This is a genomic window from Aeribacillus sp. FSL K6-8210 (genome assembly GCF_037963925.1).
GTDB lineage: Bacteria > Bacillota > Bacilli > Bacillales > Aeribacillaceae > Aeribacillus > Aeribacillus composti.
Genome location: NZ_CP150172.1, coordinates 3,492,194 through 3,510,084 on the forward strand (window position 1 = coordinate 3,492,194; position 17,891 = coordinate 3,510,084).

Sequence of the window (17,891 nt, forward strand, 5' to 3'; positions counted from 1 at the left end):
GAAAAAACGCCGAATTTCATAGGCACACGATTTATTAATTTTTCCTTTTAAAAATAAATTTTATACGTTATAATATAGGCATGTACATACGACGAGTCACACGCAAAAACAAGGATGGAACAACCGTTGCTTATCTCCAGCTTGCTCACAATGAATGGGATCCAAAGGCCAAATATGCGAAAGCGAAGGTGATTTATTCATTCGGGCGCGAAGATGAAGTGGATCGCGCCGTCTTGGAACGTCTGGCCAAAAGCATTTCGCGATTCCTTTCTCCTGAGCAGGCTTGGGAAGTCGAAACGTTGACAGGAGAAGCTTCCGATGACTTTCAATTCCAGTCATGCAAACACCTCGGCGGCGTCTGGCTCTTGGATCAGCTCTGGAGACAACTGGGGTTGGGAGAGATTCTCCACTCCTTGTTTACCTCCCGACATCACCAGATTTCGCTGGAACGGCTGATTTTTGCCATGGTGGCGAATCGCGCCCTTCATCCGTCAAGCAAGTTGGCGATGGAGGAGTGGGTGGAGAAAGACGTGTATATCCCTCACCTTTCTCAAGCCGCCAGCCACCAGTTGTACCGGGCGATGGATGAACTGTTGGCCGTGCAGCCGGAATTGGAACGTCAAGTGTTCCATGCTGTGGCCGATTTATTGAATTTGGAAGTCGACTTGATTTACTTCGATACGACTTCGTCGTACTTCGAAGTGGATCCCTCTGAAACACCGGAAGGAGAATCGCTTCGAAAACAAGGATTCTCGAAAGACAAACGCCCAGACTTGGTTCAAATCGTCATTGGGCTGGCTGTCACCCGGGAAGGAATCCCGATTCGCGCTTGGGTATGGCCTGGCAATACGATGGACATGACGGTCATCAAACAGGTGAAACAAGACTTGATTGGCTGGAAGCTTGGACGTGTGATCAGCGTCATGGACCGCGGCTTTTCCTCTGAAGAGAATTTGCGAATCTTGCAACAGGCCGGCGGACACTACATTGTCGGCGAAAAAATGCGATCCGGCAAAGCCGCCGTCGAAGAGGCCTTAAGTCGTCGCGGACGTTATCATGAAGTGGACGAGAATTTGCACATCAAAGAAATCATCGTCGGCGACGGAGAAGCGCGTCAGCGCTATGTTCTCGTGTACAATCCCAGCGAAGCCGAACGCCAACGCAAGGAGCGAGAAAAGCTGCTTGAATCGCTGAAAGAGGAGTTAGAAGGGCTTCGCCAACTCCCAAACGAAGCCCATCATAAGGCGACCTGCCGGTTGCGTTCCCATTCGTCCTACGGAAAATACTTGCGCCAGTTGAAGGACGGAACCCTTCGCATCGACAAGCAAGCGGTTCGTGACGCGGAAAAGTACGACGGCAAATATCTCATCCGGACATCCGATGACACCTTGTCTGCCGAAGATGTCGCCATCGGGTATAAGCAGCTGGTGGATATTGAGCAGGCCTTCCGAACATTGAAGTCTACATTGGAATTGCGGCCTATGTATCATCGCTTGGAAGACCGCATTCGGGCGCATGTGCTGCTCAGTTGGCTTGCTCTCTTGTTAGTTCGGATCGTGGAGATTCGAACCTATGAATCGTGGCCGAACGTAAGGGACGAATGCGAACGTCTCATGCTTGGACATTTTTCTTCAAAAAACGGTGACCTTTATCAACGAACCGAACTGACGGCCAAACAGGCTCAATTCTTTGCGGCTCTAGGGCTGGAGCCTCCTCCGAAGATTCTAGGCATTCATCCTCGCACCTAGATACACGCTCAACGTATGCCCAAATGCCTCTCGTCCCTTTGGTATCAAGGGATGAGAGGCATTTTGTTTGCCTAGTGACTGTCGAACTCGGGCTCATGTAACACCATGATAATCTCTGTAATTTGGGTTAATAGGTAGTGATTTTTCATGGCATTGTAATCTTGGCTGCTTGCGTGTTCAATGTGGTAGCGCAGGTTTTTTTGTCTGTTAAACCCCTCATTCTCTATTCTCCAGCGGCTTCTGCCAGCGTTCATCAGTTTCTTTGCATTGTTTTTTGTGATTTTTATATCTGTGATAAAGGTAAATTTTTGTTTTCTTTTTTCATCTTCTAATTCGCATTCGAAAACATTCACCCCAAAGCCTCTGTAATCAATATCGTTCACCCAGGTGATTTCCCCTCGCTGTTCGCTTTCACGTATCTTTACCACATTGGCTTTCTTGCCTTCCTCCTCTTCCATATTTTTTAACGCTTGAAACTCATCGGTGATGCTTTTAATACGATCTTCCTTAAAACGGAATAAGTAGTTCCAATTATTCGCCTTGCATTGTTTAAATACATTTTCGCAGGCATAAAGACTATCGGCAATCAGACAGATAGGCAGTTTTTTAAAGGTGTCTTTCAGTCTAGCAGTCAGTCGATAAAAAGCATTCAACTCACAATCTTGCTTTTCCACGTCCTCTGATTCATTTTCAATAAACTCGGAGGCCACACTTAGTACCATATTTCCCACAATTAACTTGGCTTCCAAGACATGATGCATGTAGATGGTCTTTATTTTTTCTTCACCCGTTTCCTTGTCTATGTATTTGCGCTCCCGTTTCAGGCAGTGTTCACAATGTTTTTTGTCAAAAGTAAAAATACCGGTCCCATCTATGGCAATACCCCAGTATTTCCCATTGATACGATAGGATTCAAAACACCTCTTTTTGAATAATTTCTTGATCATATCGATTCGGATCCTTTCAAGTTCTGCCGGGTTCACTCGTGCCAAAAAATCATTGATTGTGTCATAATGGGGCAGTTCTTCCAAATCTTCATTCCCCAACAATTTCCCCAAATTTTTAATGCACTCTTCCTTATTAAATTCGTTTGTCATTTCGCGCATACTTTTTAAGTTGCATGCATTTTTCAAAATAACCATCATCAAAAGGACTTCCGTGTCATAGGTAATATAGCTTTGGTGCCTTGGATCATCAATAGTTTTGAGCAATTTGTTTAAATTTTTAAAAAAGTGATTTTGTGTTTTTAGCAACTCGAATAAATAATTTACCTCTTTTTCCTTTTCACGCTTTTCCTTCCTCGTTACCATAAAAAAATCCCCCCCAAATGCCAATATATTAGGTTTTTTACATACCCTTATTATCACATATTTGGCAAAGTTTGGGTGGAATTATCTCGAAGAATTTTTACTCTTCAGGGCTGTGGCACAAAAGTAAATGCTTACTGTGATTTTCAGAAATGTATTCCATTATTTTTCTAAACCTTTACGAATTAATTCGTAAACTGCAACTGAAAAATTTTTAATATTGTTCTTTTTTTTGTACTCTTCGATTCTTGTTACTAAATCGACAGGAAATTTAATTAATTTTGGTATACGTTCCATTTTACAATCCTCCTCGGTATATACTATTGACATATTTTTTAATTAAGTATATACTTTTAGTATATATTAAAGGAGGTAAAAAATCAATGATTGTAAATAAAGCATATAAGTTTCGGCTCTATCCGAACAAAGAACAAGAAATATTAATTAATAAAACCTTTGGGTGCTGTCGATTTGTATTTAATCATTTTTTAGCAAAATGGGATAATACTTACAAAGAGGCAGGAAAAGGGTTAACTTATAATTCTTGTTCTGCTCAGTTAACACAATTAAAAAAAGAATTAACTTGGCTAAAAGAAGTGGATAGTATTGCACTTCAATCGTCATTAAAAAATCTTGCTGACGCTTATTCCCGTTTCTTCAAGAAACAAAACGATAAACCACGTTTTAAGTCCAAGAAAAATCCTGTTCAGTCTTACACGACAAAGTATACAAATGACAATATTGCTATTGATGATAATAAAATCAAGCTGCCTAAACTTGGATGGATTCGTTTTGCAAAGAGTCGTGAAGTAGAAGGTCGCATTCTCAATGCAACAATTAGACGTAATCCAAGTGGAAAATATTTTGTATCCATTCTTGTAGAAACAGAAGTTCAGGAATTACCTAAAACTGACTCTGCTGTTGGCATAGATGTCGGCTTGAAAGAATTTGCTATTCTTTCAGATGGAACGATTTACTCTAATCCTAAGTTTTTTCGAAGATTAGAAGAAAAATTAGCAAAAGCACAACGGATTCTATCAAGACGTAAAAAAGGTGGTTCTAATTGGAACAAACAACGAATTAAAGTTGCTCGTATTCATGAAAAAATCACAAACGCTAGAAACGATTACTTGCATAAAATCTCCACCTATATTGTCAAAAACCACGACATTATCGGGATGGAAGATTTGTCTGTAAGTAATATGTTAAAAAATAACAATCTTGCTAAAGCAATTAGCGAAGTATCATGGTCACAATTTAGAACGATGTTAGAATACAAAGCGAAATGGTACGGAAAGCAAGTTGTTACCGTATCGAAAAATTTTCCATCCAGCCAGCTTTGTTCGTGCTGTGGCTACAAAAACAAAGACGTTAAAAATCTTGCATTGCGTGAATGGGTGTGTCCTAATTGTCATACCCATCATAACCGAGATATTAACGCAAGTTTAAATCTTCGCAAGGAAGCCTTGCGATTAACCGTAGGAACTACGGGGATAGCCTAATCAATTAGAGTTCGGTAGAACTCTGTACTTAGGAATCCACTACGGCTTTAGCCTAGTGGTAGTTCAAGTAGCGAAACTGTCAACAAGCAAATGCACATTCTGTTCAGCCGCTTCGATCCATACGTTAAAGAAACGCAAACAAAAAATGCGAAATTTTATACGCAAAGTAATAGTTTACAAGGAATGCAGGTTTTCTGTTTTAAGGAGAAAACCCGCATTTTCAATAAATTTTTGAAAACAGCTTACGTACATTTTTCGCGTTTTATTTCTATATTTCTTGAGAGATGTTTTTGGTGTATAATAATGTTCATTGAGCTTAAAATTTCCCATTGGCGAGCTACTCGCCTGGGACTTTTATTTTTTTCTTTTCCGGTGTGTTATTCCATTTGAAAATCTTATTTAAAAACTTGTAAATATTTTTGCTTTCTTTCGCAAGTAGCGGTCCTATGATCGCTAAAATAAGAACATAAAGGGCAGTAAAAGGAGTTAAAATGGGACTTAATCCTGCTGTAATCCCTAAATTTGCAACAATGATCGAAAATTCTCCACGAGCCATAATGGTTAAACCAATATTGGTAGATGCTTTATGGGATAGCCCTGCTTTCCTCCCCGAAATCATACCAGCTACAAAGTTCCCAGCAATTGTGAGTGCGGCAGCGCCTAAAGCTAACCAGATCGCATCAGCTAATGTTGATGGATCAATACTCAATCCAAAGCTGAAAAAGAAGATTGCGCCAAAGAAATCTCTAAACGGAACTACCAGATGTTCAATGCGGTCTCGATAGTCAGTTTCTGAAAAAACTAGACCTAACAGCAATGCGCCAATCGCTTCTGCAACATGAAGGGTTTCTGAAAAACCAGCAACAAAAAACAATGCAGCAAATATAACAATAATGAAAATTTCGTCAGATTTAATATTCAACCATTTATTTAATAAAGGCGCACCTTTTCGTGCAATGAAAAAAAACAGCAGCATATAGCCAACCGAAATAAGAACAGAGGTAATGATACCGAGGACAGAAGTAGAGCCGGAAAGCAAGACACCTGACATTGTGGTTAAAAATAAAGCAAGGAAAATGTCGTCAAATAAGATGATCCCAAGGATTAACTCTGTTTCTGGATTTGCTGTTCTTTTTAAATCAACAAGGACTTTGGCGACGATTGCACTGGAAGACACGCTGACAAGCCCAGCAATAATAAGAGTCTCCATCCATGGCAACCCGACGATAAATCCATATAAAAGGCCTAAAACAAAATTGATTGCTACATAAAGACTCCCGCCTACCACAATATTTCGGCCTGATTTCATCAATTTTCCAACAGAAAATTCCAAACCTAAATAAAAAAGCAAAAACAGAACACCAATGCGTCCTAAAAATTGGATAATTTCTTTACTTTCAACAAAGGTTAAGTCGATAATCCCAATCGTTGGGGCATGCGGGCCAACAAGCATACCTAGGACAATCAGGAAAGGGATAATGGAAAATTTAAGCTTATTTGCGATAATAGCTGCAATTGCAACAAGGACAAGTGCTGTACCAACTTCAAAGACTAAATGATCCATCTATAAACCTCACTCCTTTCCTTTGTTCGATAATAAGTTGTTAACTAGTTGTTTTAGTTGGTTTCGTTCTCCTGAAATTACTAATGTATCGCCTGCCTCAATCACCGTATCCGGACCTGGGTTGTGTGTCTTCTTTGTCTTTTTTTTCTTAATAGCAATGACCGTAACTCCATAATTGTTTCTTATATCAATCTCACCGATCGTTTTATTCACAACTGGTGCACCAGGTTCTACTTGATACCATTCAATAATTAAATCATCAAACGCAAAGTCAACGGTTTCTAATGCTTTAGGTTTATATGCCATTCCGCCTAAAATTCCAGCAATTTGTCTTGCTTCTGAGTCATCAAATGTGGCAGTACTTAAAACCTCATCATGATCATCTGAATCAAAATGATAAATTTCTCTCCGTCCATCATCATGGATGACAATAACAAGCTTATCTTGGTTCTTTGTAATAATTTCAAACTTATATCCAATTCCCGGAAGTTCACTTTCTCTAATATTCATGCAAAAATTCCTCCTTATAAATGTTTTAAATGAATGGATTAAGGTTGTTGAATATTAAAGGTTTACATCAATTTCCGTTCTAATTTTTTCATCTTTCGAAATTCCTAGATATTTGAGTGTTTCAGAAGGAGACGAATGGTGAAAATATTTCTGAAGCAAAGAAATGGCGACTCCTCGTTTATAGGCATGAAATCCAAAGGTTTTACGCATAGAGTTCGTTCCAATTTTCCCTTGTATGCCGACCGCTTCTGCGGCACGATGGATAATGCGGTAAGCCTGTTGACGCGTGATGGGCTTTTTCGTTTTCGCGGACTGGAATAAATAATCTTCGCGGTTCAATTGTCTCGATTGGATATAGTGGAGAATCGCCCTTTTTACTTTTTGGTTGAGATACACTTCCTTAGTCGTTTTAGATTCTTTATGTGGAAGCAGATAAAAATCCTTTATGTAGCCGTCATCCCCCAAAACATCTCCTACTTTTATTTCCAATATTTCTGTGATCTTTAAACCGGTATTGATGCCAAACACAAAGAGTACATAATCTCGCTCTGAATGCTTTTTTAAATATCTTTTCATGGCATTGATTTGTTTTATATCTCTTAGAGCTTCAACATATTCCATATAGTTATTCCCCTTAATCCACGTTACTTAATACTATTATATACTATTATTATGTAACACGCAAACAAAGCTTTGGATTTTAAGACGAAAATAAGGGATAAGGTAAACAAACTGTTGTTTTTATGTTTAGCGGTCCTGTTATTCCTAATAAAGAGAAATTTTAATATGTAATCCTGCCCGTTTCAAGCCTTCTTTAAACAATTTTGCATACGGTTTTTTCTTCATTCCATTTCATAGGAAACAATTTAGGTACCTGCTTTTTATCTTGCACTTTTATGAATTTCGCTTGAACCTCATCGCTTCCCAAATTTCGAGTTGCACCTTTGTCCTTTTGCGGCATGCCCTAAGCCCATATTGTGCGCCATTAAAATAATCGTTTTTGCTCAATATCACAAAATCATCAAGAAAAGACTGATCTATTTTTAGAAAATCGGCTTATTGACGCCCCCATTAATGTTTTAGAAGCGTTGATATATCGGTGTTTATGATTTTTTGTTTTCAATGGCGATTTGACTTTCTAAGACAGCCCCCAAAGTCATCACAACCAAGCACAATTGAAAGAAACAGTTATGCTATACTTTTATATAAAAAAATGACTATTTTTCGTTCTGTTTGTGGCACATGATAAAGACGTTTTGAACTGGGGTGAAAAGCCAATGCACATAAATGGAATAGAAGTGAAAGGTAAAGTCGTCGACAGACAATCTCGTTGCAAGCATTACCATAAAGATGTGGATATTATTGCAATCAAATTTTATTGCTGCCAGACTTATTATCCATGTCATAAATGCCATGAGGAAGAGGGATGCGGAAATCCACAAGTTTGGCCCAAAGCCTTGTTTGATGAGAAAGCGATTTTATGCGGCCATTGCGGGAAAGAATTGACTATTAATGAGTATTTGCACAGTGCATATCAATGCCCGAACTGCAATGCGCAGTTTAATCCAGGCTGTGGACTTCACCGTCATTATTATTTTGAAACTTAAAAAATTCATTTCAAAACGCATTACAAAAAGCCATTTCAAACTTACATTTATCAAAGTTTGAAATGGCCCTCATTTTTTAAAATAGACGTGTGTTACATACAATCTCAAAAACTAACTAAATTTTAAACTGCTGTATTAATCGATCAAAATCCATTGCTTCTTTATCCAAATGTTTTGCTGAATTTGCTACTTCCTTCATAGAAGAATTAGACTGTTCAGCAGTAGCTGTCACCTCTTCTATTCCAGCTGCAGATTCTTCTGATACAGACGCAATACTTTCAATGGATTCTCCCATTTTTTTCGTATTGTCAAGAACACTGTTAATCGATTCTGACATACCGCGAATTTTATGCGAGACTTTTTTAATGGTCTCTTTTAGTTCATTAAAGATATCACCTGTTTTGGAAATAGTTTCCGTACCTTCTGCTACGTTTCTATAGCCATCCTCCAATGAAATAACAACATTTTTAGATTCAGTTTGAATGCCTTGAATGATAGAAGTAATTTCCGAAACAGAGGAAGCTACCTGTTCTGCAAGCTTGCGCACTTCATCAGCGACAACTGCAAAACCCTTTCCATGTTCTCCTGCTCTCGCAGCCTCAATCGCAGCATTCAACGCTAAAAGGTTGGTTTGATCGGCAATTTCTTGGATGACGTTAATTAATTTGGCAATATCGTTTGTTTTTGTATCTAACCCTTTTACCATTGCGAGTGAACCTTGAATTTTCGCATCAATTGATTCCATTTTTTCGATTGATTTTATCATTGCCTGACTGCCATCCTCCGTCAGAGTAAGCATGGAGTCTGAAAATGTCTGCACTTCTTGTTGATTTTTTAATACATTTGTTACGATCGATTCAAATTCATTCATCTGTTCTAATAGCTCTGATGCAGAGTTCGCTTGTTCTTCAGCACCGCTTGATAATTCCTGCATGGTAGAAGCAATCTGTTGGCTGCCTTGCTGAACCTCTTCGGAATATTGTGACAGCGTTCTGCTTTGTTTGCTTAAATTGCCTGAAACATTTGTCATATGTCCAATAATCTGATGCAAGTTTCCTTTCATTTTATTCATAGCATTGATTAATTGGCCGATTTCGTCTTTACCGTCATAAATGACTGCATGACCTTGCAGGTTCCCGTCTGCGATTTGATTCGCCATTTTTACTGCTACAAGTAAATTTTTCCTTATCGTCCGTGTAATAAGGAAAACCACTGTTACCCCAAGAACGATTGATAAAAGGACAGATAAAACCAATATGAGTAGGCTGTGCTGCATAACATTGAATGTTTGATTGACAGCTACAATGCGTTCTTCCTCTACGACCTTTGTCAATTGATCTAGCTGAGCAACTGTTTCTGTACGCAATTCAGCGATTTGTTCTCTTAACTTGCCGATTTCTTCCTTGTTTCCACCCTTCAAAGCCGGAACTAGCTGGTTTAAAAACAGATCATTAATCATTTCCTTGTTTGTTTCAATCTTTGCTAATAAATCCCGTTGATTTTTAGTCTTCAGTTGAGACTCTATTCCCTTCTTTTTGTCATCATACTCCTGCATACGATCATTAAACTCTTGCAAGTTTTTTTCATCCATTGTATTTATATAATCGGCCACTCGAATGTCAGCAGCTCTGAAAAGTGAAGCCATTTCTGTTATATGTACAGCCTTTTCTCCTCTACGGTCAATTTGTTCAATGTTGTTTTTTATTTGAAAAAATTGGTTTCCTATAATAATAGACGCTATAATAAATAATCCCACTGTTACGATCAAACCAATTGAATATTTCCAGCCAATATTTAAATTTTTATACATCCGTATCATAATAATCCCCCTCGTACCTTCTTATGTAACTTTTTTTTCTTTTTCTAGTTGGAGGTTACACATCGGCAAAGAACGTATGGAATCACTAAAATGAAAGCGGCAAAGCAGGAAGCTATTTGAATATAGCTGTTGCAAAAGAGCCGGAAAATACTAAAAAGAAAACAGGTAAGCCAGAAAGCACTTAAGCTGCCGCATAACCAAAAATCTTTCTATTTTGAGCACCGACTGAAATATAAAAACAACCATTTCGGGAAAAATGCAATATAAAATCTTTCCGAATGGCATCACGAATAAGAAGCAAGCCGAATGCTAACCAAATAGATAAAATATTTTACCTTTAGAAGCTTATATTCATTATCGTCTCACCGCTTTTACAAGCCATTGGAAACTCCCCCTAAACCAGCCTCTGATTCATGCAATGCTAATTTCTCTTGCATTATGACAAAAGCACTAGTATATGTTTCATTTTAAACCTTTACAAAAATATTTTCATTAAAAAGAATCACACATTTGTACAAATGATTTATGAGAAAGAGTAAGCACTGACCCGTCCTTTGAAGATGGAAACCATCATTGAGACAAGCTAGTATAAAACAAAAATTAAGAAAGCAGGCACTGTTCTTCTCCAGCTTTTCCGTTATATTCGTGTTGCCTGCTTATGAAATGATTAACGCTTAAATTAGCCTTAGCTGTTTGATATCCCACTTAGTTTTGATACAACCATTTCCAGCCTGTCCGAATACGTTCAAGTTCCCCTTATTTATATCCAACTTAGTGATAAAACAAATCTACTTTTTATTTCGGTTCTAGCGGAAAAAACTTTATATCCCACTTAGTTTAGATAAAATCCTTCCGGGAACGGTCAGAATATTCCTTGTCAGTGAATTTATATCCCACTTAGTTCAGATAAAACTCACACTGATCAGACATTTCTTTTCTTAGAAGATTAATCTTTATATCCCACTTAGTTCAGATAAAACGGGCTTAAAAATCCATAGTTTTCTTCATAAAACTGAAATTTATATCCCACTTAGTTCAGATAAAACGCAATTGTTTTGGCATTGTAACCTCTTCAATATATAAATTTATATCCCACTTAGTTCAGATAAAACCTTTTGCTGTGTCTCTGAAATTCGTAAGTAAGTTTATTTATATCCCACTTAGTTCAGATAAAACGTATTTGCTATTACAACAACGTTTCGTATTAACGAGATTTATATCCCACTTAGTTCAGATAAAACATCTTCTTCTTTTTCTACAATCATTTTTTCAATTTGATTTATATCCCACTTAGTTCAGATAAAACATTTTAAATAGGGTAAAAAATGACGCCTTTAATCAATTTATATCCCACTTAGTTCAGATAAAACTAATAATCTACAAGCGTGAAAATAAAAGCTACTGATAATTTATATCCCACTTAGTTCAGATAAAACGATTTCTGTGTCTTGTTCCCTTTGTTTCCTGGCACATTTATATCCCACTTAGTTCAGATAAAACGATGTTTTTTACTCTTCCATCTACCCATATTGTAATAATTTATATCCCACTTAGTTCAGATAAAACGAATAATCTTTTTTCTCCAATAACAACACCTTGCTATTTATATCCCACTTAGTTCAGATAAAACGATCAAACGTAATGATGTCGCCGGTTTGGGCGATATAATTTATATCCCACTTAGTTCAGATAAAACACACCTCCTAAATCCGCCGTTTTCTCGCTCTGCAAAATTTATATCCCACTTAGTTCAGATAAAACGATTGATCGTGGAAATGGCCAACGGTTTCCCTTCCGCATTTATATCCCACTTAGTTCAGATAAAACTGTTAAAGCGACATCCAGCAAAAGTAAATGTTTATGATTTATATCCCACTTAGTTCAGATAAAACGATAGCGAATATTTTGAGTGAAAAAGTTTTTGAAGAATTTATATCCCACTTAGTTCAGATAAAACTTGAAAAGCTAACAAGAATAGCGGCTGAAGCAGATGAATTTATATCCCACTTAGTTCAGATAAAACCCGTTGCGCTCGGCAATGCACTCAACCTCCGAATAGTCATTTATATCCCACTTAGTTCAGATAAAAGTAAGCGTCAAATCTTGCACACCTTCTTGGTGTGCTAATTTCATGAGATAATCTCCTCAAGATGAAATTGAAGGAGGTTTTTTTATGCCTAAGAATCCTGAATTACGAAAGGTTTGGGAACAACGAATCGCTGACTATCGTAAAAGCGGTCAAACTCAAGTAAACTGGTGCAAGGAAAATCAATGGAGTATTCACCAGTTTAAATACTGGTTAAGAAAAATTGAAAATCCAATAAAAAATCAAGGAAAGTCTACAAAATGGGCATCCGTTACCCTAGAAGATCATTCACAAACAGTTGAAAATTCATTACGGATTGAAATTAGTGGGATTTCAATTGAAGTAAAACCTGGTTTCGATCCGGCCTTTCTTTCAGAAGTGGTTAGGACGTTGAAATCAACATGTTAGTTGGTACAAGAGCTGAACGAGTTTACTTGGCAAAAGGAAGTACTGATTTGAGAAAATCCATTGATGGATTAGCTGCTTTGGTGAAAGAGGGATTTGATTTAGATCCCTTTTCATCAAGCTATTTTGTGTTCTGTAATCGAAAGCGAGATAAATTAAAAATTCTTCACTGGGACTATAATGGTTTTTGGCTTTATTATCGTCGATTGGAAAAAGGAAAATTTCAATGGCCAAATGAAAATGACACTGGAACGATACAAATTAGTTATCGGCAATTACGCTGGTTATTGGATGGTCTTGCAATGGAGCAAAAGAAAGCACACCCAGAAGTAAAGGCTAGAACAGTTATATGAATTTTTTACTTTTAACAAAAACCTTGGAGGAAAATAGCTAAAACCGTCGAATTATTACTACATGATGAAAAATTTAAAGAATCCTACCCAAAACCCATTTGAATTAATTGAAAAACTTCAACAGCAAATCGTTGAATTGACGGCGAAATTACAATGGTATGAAGAACAGTATCGTCTTAGTCAAAAACGAAAATTTGGCTCTTCAAGCGAAAAAACAAATCCTAATCAATTAGAACTACCTTTATTCAATGAAGCAGAGGTAGAGTCTAATGTAAAAGCCGAAGAGCCAACTGTTGAAACAATTACATATCGTCGTAAAAAGAAACGTGGTCAACGTCAAGCTACGTTTGAAAACCTGCCTATGGAAACGATTGAATATCGTTTACCCGAAGAAGAGCAGGTCTGTTCGTGTTGCGGTGAAAAAACACACGAAATGAGCACAGAAGTACGACAAGAATTAGTGATTATTCCGGCTCAAGTCAAAGTTTTAAAACACGTTCGATATGTCTATGGATGCCGTCATTGTGAGCGTAATGAAATAGAGACACCAATCGTTACAGCACCTGCCCCAAAATCTGTGTATCCAAAAAGTTTAGCTTCACCGTCAAGCATGGCATATATTATGAATCAAAAATATGTAGAGGGGCTACCTCTATATCGCCAAGAACAACAGTTCAAACGATTAGGTGTGATCTTATCCAGGCAAACCATGGCCAATTGGATGCTTTATGGTGCCGAAAAATGGCTTGCGCCAATTTATCAACGAATGAAAGAGCATCTCCTCTCTAAAGACATTCTACATGCGGATGAAACAACTGTTCAGGTTTTACATGAACCTGGAAGGTCAAGCACATCGAAATCTTACATGTGGCTTTATCGGACTGGAAGAGAGGATCCACCACTTGTCCTTTATGACTATCAGGAAACTAGAGCAGGAGAACATGCCAAAGAATTCCTAAAAGGGTTTAAAGGATACCTGCATGTCGATGGATATGGGGGTGTCTAATAAGTCGTTTTTACGGCTTATGGACGCCCCCATGAATGTTTTAGAAACGTTGATATATCGGTGTTTATGATTTTTTGTTTTCAATGGGGATCTGACTTTCTGGACAGCCCCGTAACATTAGTTGGATGTTGGGCTCATGCCCGCAGAAAGTTCGATGAGGCTTTAAACGTACTTCCTGAATCCAAACGTCATTCAGCAGTCACAGCTCGGGAAGGACTCAATTTCTGTAATCAGCTATTTGCCATCGAGCGTGATTTGAAAGAATGTACACCAGAAGAACGATATAAAAAACGACTTAAACACAGCCAACCATTGTTGGAGGCTTTTTCAGCATGGCTAAAAACAGAGAAAAGCAATGTTTTACCAAAGAGTCTATTAGGTCAAGCCATTACATACTGCCTCAACCAATGGGAAAAACTCGTGGCATTTTTAGAGGATGGACGATTAGAAATCGATAATAATCGAAGTGAACGATCCATTAAACCATTTGTGATCGGAAGGAAGAACTGGATTTTTAGCAATACTCCGAAAGGAGCTAAGGCCAGCTCAATCATTTACAGTATTGTGGAGACAGCAAAAGAGAATAAATTAAATCCATTTTATTATCTTCGCTACTTATTTGAAAGGCTTCCCAATATGGATATAAGCAATATGGATGAGCTTGATCAACTACTTCCTTGGTCCAAAACAATTCCTTTGAATTGTCGGGTTTTTAATAACTTATCACAATAATAGTATTTAATCCCTATCATTAAAAGGTGGGGATTATTTTACGCTTACAGATAAAACACCTGCTGAAGTTGAAGAAATGTTTTCCCTGCCGGAATTTATATCCCACTTAGTTCAGATAAAACGCGGTTGTTTCCTTTGTGATGGAGATATGGGGAACGTATTTATATCCCACTTAGTTCAGATAAAACGTATTTGTGATTGGCAGATTGTTTTCATAGTCGTTAATTTATATCCCACTTAGTTCAGATAAAACGGTTGATGTATTGCATCATTTCACCTCCTTGTGATATTTATATCCCACTTAGTTCAGATAAAACGAATTCTGTCTGACTTACTTTTGTGGCTATTTGTCATTTATATCCCACTTAGTTCAGATAAAACAATTTTCGTTGAATATTATTTCAACGAAAAAATTGAATTTATATCCCACTTAGTTCAGATAAAACGCGATTCACAAAATGCGCTGCAATCCCGTTCGATAATTTATATCCCACTTAGTTCAGATAAAACTTCAAACGATTCGTTTCGCAAAACCGGAATCCCATATTTATATCCCACTTAGTTCAGATAAAACTTTGATCGCATTTACGAACTGTACATTGATGCGATCGATTTATATCCCACTTAGTTCAGATAAAACCTTCGATGAATTTTTGAAATGCCTCTTCGCTTTCAAATTTATATCCCACTTAGTTCAGATAAAACGCTTTGTAATAAAAAGTATTGATATTTCCTAAATTCCAATTTATATCCCACTTAGTTCAGATAAAACAAGTGCAGCTAGCGATTTACTTGTTAGACTTGCTTATTTATATCCCACTTAGTTCAGATAAAACGGACAGCACTAGAATTGATTGCACGCCGTTACAACGCATTTATATCCCACTTAGTTCAGATAAAACAAAAAAGCTTGATGATCCAAGAGATATATATGAAAATTTATATCCCACTTAGTTCAGATAAAACTTGCACATTGACCCTACATACCTTTCCAAAATGAAATCATTTATATCCCACTTAGTTCAGATAAAACAGACAGGAAGGTGATGGAAATGTGTAAACAATGCCAATTTATATCCCACTTAGTTCAGATAAAACCCAGTTCGAGAAACAGGACGGGACTGTTCAAATATATTTATATCCCACTTAGTTCAGATAAAACGGGCAACAGCAACAACAAAAAAGACCGCCACTTTTTATTTATATCCCACTTAGTTCAGATAAAACGGATGATAAATGGATTGTCAAACGACAGCAACATATATTTATATCCCACTTAGTTCAGATAAAACGCAATTTTTCAAAAAAGTGTTGACTTTAAACCTTGTAATTTATATCCCACTTAGTTCAGATAAAACGCACATTGACCCTACATACTTAAGCAAGATGAAATCATTTATATCCCACTTAGTTCAGATAAAACTCGGTTCCAATCGATGAAAGTCTTTTCTCCCTCAATATTTATATCCCACTTAGTTCAGATAAAACCCCCAGCTTGCTGTTGTTTAAGTGGGTCTTCTATTGATTTATATCCCACTTAGTTCAGATAAAACGAAGAAGTTCTTAGTAGAAAAGCGGATGACGTTGATATTTATATCCCACTTAGTTCAGATAAAACGGGTTACATCGTGTTGAACATTTACTTTTTAAATGTATTTATATCCCACTTAGTTCAGATAAAACGAACCTTTTTTCGAAGACCCCCGCTTAAACCCGAGAAATTTATATCCCACTTAGTTCAGATAAAACGGAGTTACTAGAACGGTTTGGACAATTGCAAACCAATTTATATCCCACTTAGTTCAGATAAAACTTCGTTGTCCAATACCAATCTTTGTACCCCGGATTTTATTTATATCCCACTTAGTTCAGATAAAACATGTGGGTGTTTCGTAGAGTGAAAGAAGAACAGGTTATTTATATCCCACTTAGTTCAGATAAAACTGTGGGCGTTTTTGATGACGCCGTTTGCAATGTTAGATTTATATCCCACTTAGTTCAGATAAAACCGGAACGGTTGACGAATTATGCGCGAAGATTGACAATTTATATCCCACTTAGTTCAGATAAAACCCAGTTTTGGGCTAAAACCTCAGCTAATCTAATAGAATTTATATCCCACTTAGTTCAGATAAAACTCGGTTCCAATCGATAAAAACCCTCTCCCCTTCAAGATTTATATCCCACTTAGTTCAGATAAAACGCATTCTAGGAATTATACCCGGCGACATTGTCGAAAATTTATATCCCACTTAGTTCAGATAAAACCCGAAGTTCTCATGAAGAACTCGACCATTTTTCTTTATTTATATCCCACTTAGTTCAGATAAAACAGTACCCCACCAAGCACATTCTTGCCAACCGTTAATTATTTATATCCCACTTAGTTCAGATAAAACATCTATGAGCTGTACTTTGATGCGATCGAGGGGATATTTATATCCCACTTAGTTCAGATAAAACGGGTTCGCGGGGTTTCTATCGCGGACATGCAGAAAGATTTATATCCCACTTAGTTCAGATAAAACTTGTGTCCATTTCCACATGAAAAACCTAAAAAGGCTATTTATATCCCACTTAGTTCAGATAAAACTGGGAAGCTTTTGAAGAAAGAGTGAAACCATTCAGATTTATATCCCACTTAGTTCAGATAAAACAAATCTCATTTATCCTGGGCAAAAGATAAAATTAAAATTTATATCCCACTTAGTTCAGATAAAACTTCGTACGTCTTTTCCTTAAATGAAACAACCATTCCATTTATATCCCACTTAGTTCAGATAAAACGGAATCCGCAATCTTTTGAGATTTGTAACGAACATATTTATATCCCACTTAGTTCAGATAAAACATATAGAGCATTTAAATCATAATTAAAATGCGAATATTTATATCCCACTTAGTTCAGATAAAACTTTTGCCATAATTTCACTCCTTCTCGCACACTTTTAATTTATATCCCACTTAGTTCAGATAAAACGATGAATCTCCGTATGTTTATCGTATGCAGGGAAAAAAATTTATATCCCACTTAGTTCAGATAAAACTTTCAAGGGAAACGCGGGAAAATCGACTCCCAAAAATTTATATCCCACTTAGTTCAGATAAAACCAGATACAGAAACAGCAAAAGAGTTAAAAGCAACATTTATATCCCACTTAGTTCAGATAAAACCTGTCTTAGCAAATTTTTTCATACACCAATTGAACAAATTTATATCCCACTTAGTTCAGATAAAACGTAATCGTGCTG

General features: G+C 37.1%; 11 protein-coding genes, 1 pseudogene and 2 CRISPR repeat arrays (1 of these 14 cut by a window edge). Of the genes and pseudogenes, 6 read left to right on the forward strand and 6 right to left on the reverse strand.

Annotated features, from left to right (window positions below; translation table 11 throughout):
• Positions 1-80: 80 nt before the first annotated feature.
• Positions 81-1,748 (forward strand): IS1634 family transposase, encoded by a 1,668-nt coding sequence (locus tag NSQ41_RS16975; RefSeq protein WP_044899596.1) that lies wholly within the window; start codon positions 81-83, stop codon positions 1,746-1,748.
• A gap of 71 nt (positions 1,749-1,819) precedes the next feature.
• Here the strand turns inward: NSQ41_RS16975 and NSQ41_RS16980 are convergent, their stop codons facing one another.
• The gene (locus tag NSQ41_RS16980) at positions 1,820-3,058 is read right to left on the reverse strand and encodes a transposase family protein (protein WP_339210429.1); all 1,239 of its coding nucleotides are present in this window, start codon (positions 3,056-3,058) and stop codon (positions 1,820-1,822) included.
• 159 nt (positions 3,059-3,217) lie between these two features.
• On the reverse strand, positions 3,218-3,352 hold the full coding sequence (locus NSQ41_RS16985; RefSeq protein ID WP_264467635.1) for a hypothetical protein: 135 nt from the start codon (positions 3,350-3,352) through the stop codon (positions 3,218-3,220).
• An 86-nt stretch (positions 3,353-3,438) separates the two neighbouring features.
• Between NSQ41_RS16985 and tnpB (NSQ41_RS16990) the strand changes: the two genes are divergently transcribed.
• Positions 3,439-4,557: an IS200/IS605 family element RNA-guided endonuclease TnpB gene (tnpB, locus tag NSQ41_RS16990; RefSeq protein WP_339193944.1), complete on the forward strand. Its 1,119-nt coding sequence runs from the start codon at positions 3,439-3,441 to the stop codon at positions 4,555-4,557.
• A gap of 337 nt (positions 4,558-4,894) precedes the next feature.
• Here tnpB (NSQ41_RS16990) and NSQ41_RS16995 read toward each other — a convergent pair whose 3' ends face one another.
• Genes NSQ41_RS16995 through NSQ41_RS17005 form a run of 3 tightly spaced genes read right to left on the reverse strand, consistent with a single transcriptional unit; the run spans position 4,895 to position 7,252 of the window.
• Positions 4,895-6,121, reverse strand: a complete 1,227-nt coding sequence (locus tag NSQ41_RS16995) for a cation:proton antiporter (protein WP_339210431.1) — start codon at positions 6,119-6,121, stop codon at positions 4,895-4,897.
• A 9-nt stretch (positions 6,122-6,130) separates the two neighbouring features.
• Entirely contained in the window at positions 6,131-6,631 is a 501-nt protein-coding gene (locus NSQ41_RS17000) for a cation:proton antiporter regulatory subunit (protein ID WP_066250077.1), read from the reverse strand.
• Between the two features lie 54 nt (positions 6,632-6,685).
• Entirely contained in the window at positions 6,686-7,252 is a 567-nt protein-coding gene (locus NSQ41_RS17005; protein WP_130157422.1) for a tyrosine-type recombinase/integrase, read from the reverse strand.
• A 656-nt stretch (positions 7,253-7,908) separates the two neighbouring features.
• On the opposite strand from NSQ41_RS17005, the gene NSQ41_RS17010 reads away from it, so the two are divergent.
• Positions 7,909-8,238, forward strand: coding sequence for a CHY zinc finger protein (locus NSQ41_RS17010; protein ID WP_066250083.1), 330 nt, complete (start codon positions 7,909-7,911; stop codon positions 8,236-8,238).
• Positions 8,239-8,353: 115 nt separating this feature from the next.
• Here the strand turns inward: NSQ41_RS17010 and NSQ41_RS17015 are convergent, their stop codons facing one another.
• A complete protein-coding gene (locus NSQ41_RS17015) occupies positions 8,354-10,057 on the reverse strand; it encodes a HAMP domain-containing methyl-accepting chemotaxis protein (protein ID WP_339210434.1) in 1,704 nt (567 codons plus the stop codon).
• A gap of 692 nt (positions 10,058-10,749) precedes the next feature.
• A CRISPR array of direct repeats spans positions 10,750-12,147; the repeat unit is 27 nt; unit sequence TTTATATCCCACTTAGTTCAGATAAAA.
• Positions 12,148-12,230: 83 nt separating this feature from the next.
• Between NSQ41_RS17015 and NSQ41_RS17020 the strand changes: the two genes are divergently transcribed.
• From NSQ41_RS17020 to NSQ41_RS17030, 3 genes and pseudogenes are all read left to right on the forward strand, one after another.
• Entirely contained in the window at positions 12,231-12,551 is a 321-nt protein-coding gene (locus tag NSQ41_RS17020; protein WP_003352856.1) for a hypothetical protein, read from the forward strand.
• On the forward strand, positions 12,545-12,901 hold the full coding sequence (gene tnpB, locus NSQ41_RS17025) for an IS66 family insertion sequence element accessory protein TnpB (protein WP_003352857.1): 357 nt from the start codon (positions 12,545-12,547) through the stop codon (positions 12,899-12,901). The genes NSQ41_RS17020 and tnpB (NSQ41_RS17025) overlap by 7 nt, the downstream gene beginning before the upstream one ends.
• A 61-nt stretch (positions 12,902-12,962) precedes the next feature.
• Positions 12,963-14,603 (forward strand): annotated as a pseudogene (locus NSQ41_RS17030) (IS66 family transposase); the annotation flags it as partial.
• A 64-nt stretch (positions 14,604-14,667) separates the two neighbouring features.
• Positions 14,668-17,891: a CRISPR direct-repeat array (repeat unit 29 nt; unit sequence ATTTATATCCCACTTAGTTCAGATAAAAC) (it continues 381 nt past the right edge of the window).

Excerpts from the sequence above, each read along its gene's own strand:
- tnpB (WP_003352857.1), top strand. The coding sequence starts at position 12,545 with ATGTTAGTTGGTACAAGAGCTGAACGAGTTTACTTGGCAAAAGGAAGT.
- NSQ41_RS17015 (WP_339210434.1), bottom strand. The coding sequence starts at position 10,057 with ATGATACGGATGTATAAAAATTTAAATATTGGCTGGAAATATTCAATT.
- NSQ41_RS17020 (WP_003352856.1), top strand. The coding sequence starts at position 12,231 with ATGCCTAAGAATCCTGAATTACGAAAGGTTTGGGAACAACGAATCGCT.
- NSQ41_RS17010 (WP_066250083.1), top strand. The coding sequence starts at position 7,909 with ATGCACATAAATGGAATAGAAGTGAAAGGTAAAGTCGTCGACAGACAA.
- NSQ41_RS16985 (WP_264467635.1), bottom strand. The coding sequence starts at position 3,352 with ATGGAACGTATACCAAAATTAATTAAATTTCCTGTCGATTTAGTAACA.
- NSQ41_RS16975 (WP_044899596.1), top strand. The coding sequence starts at position 81 with ATGTACATACGACGAGTCACACGCAAAAACAAGGATGGAACAACCGTT.
- NSQ41_RS16995 (WP_339210431.1), bottom strand. The coding sequence starts at position 6,121 with ATGGATCATTTAGTCTTTGAAGTTGGTACAGCACTTGTCCTTGTTGCA.
- NSQ41_RS17000 (WP_066250077.1), bottom strand. The coding sequence starts at position 6,631 with ATGAATATTAGAGAAAGTGAACTTCCGGGAATTGGATATAAGTTTGAA.
- NSQ41_RS16980 (WP_339210429.1), bottom strand. The coding sequence starts at position 3,058 with ATGGTAACGAGGAAGGAAAAGCGTGAAAAGGAAAAAGAGGTAAATTAT.
- NSQ41_RS17005 (WP_130157422.1), bottom strand. The coding sequence starts at position 7,252 with ATGGAATATGTTGAAGCTCTAAGAGATATAAAACAAATCAATGCCATG.
- tnpB (WP_339193944.1), top strand. The coding sequence starts at position 3,439 with ATGATTGTAAATAAAGCATATAAGTTTCGGCTCTATCCGAACAAAGAA.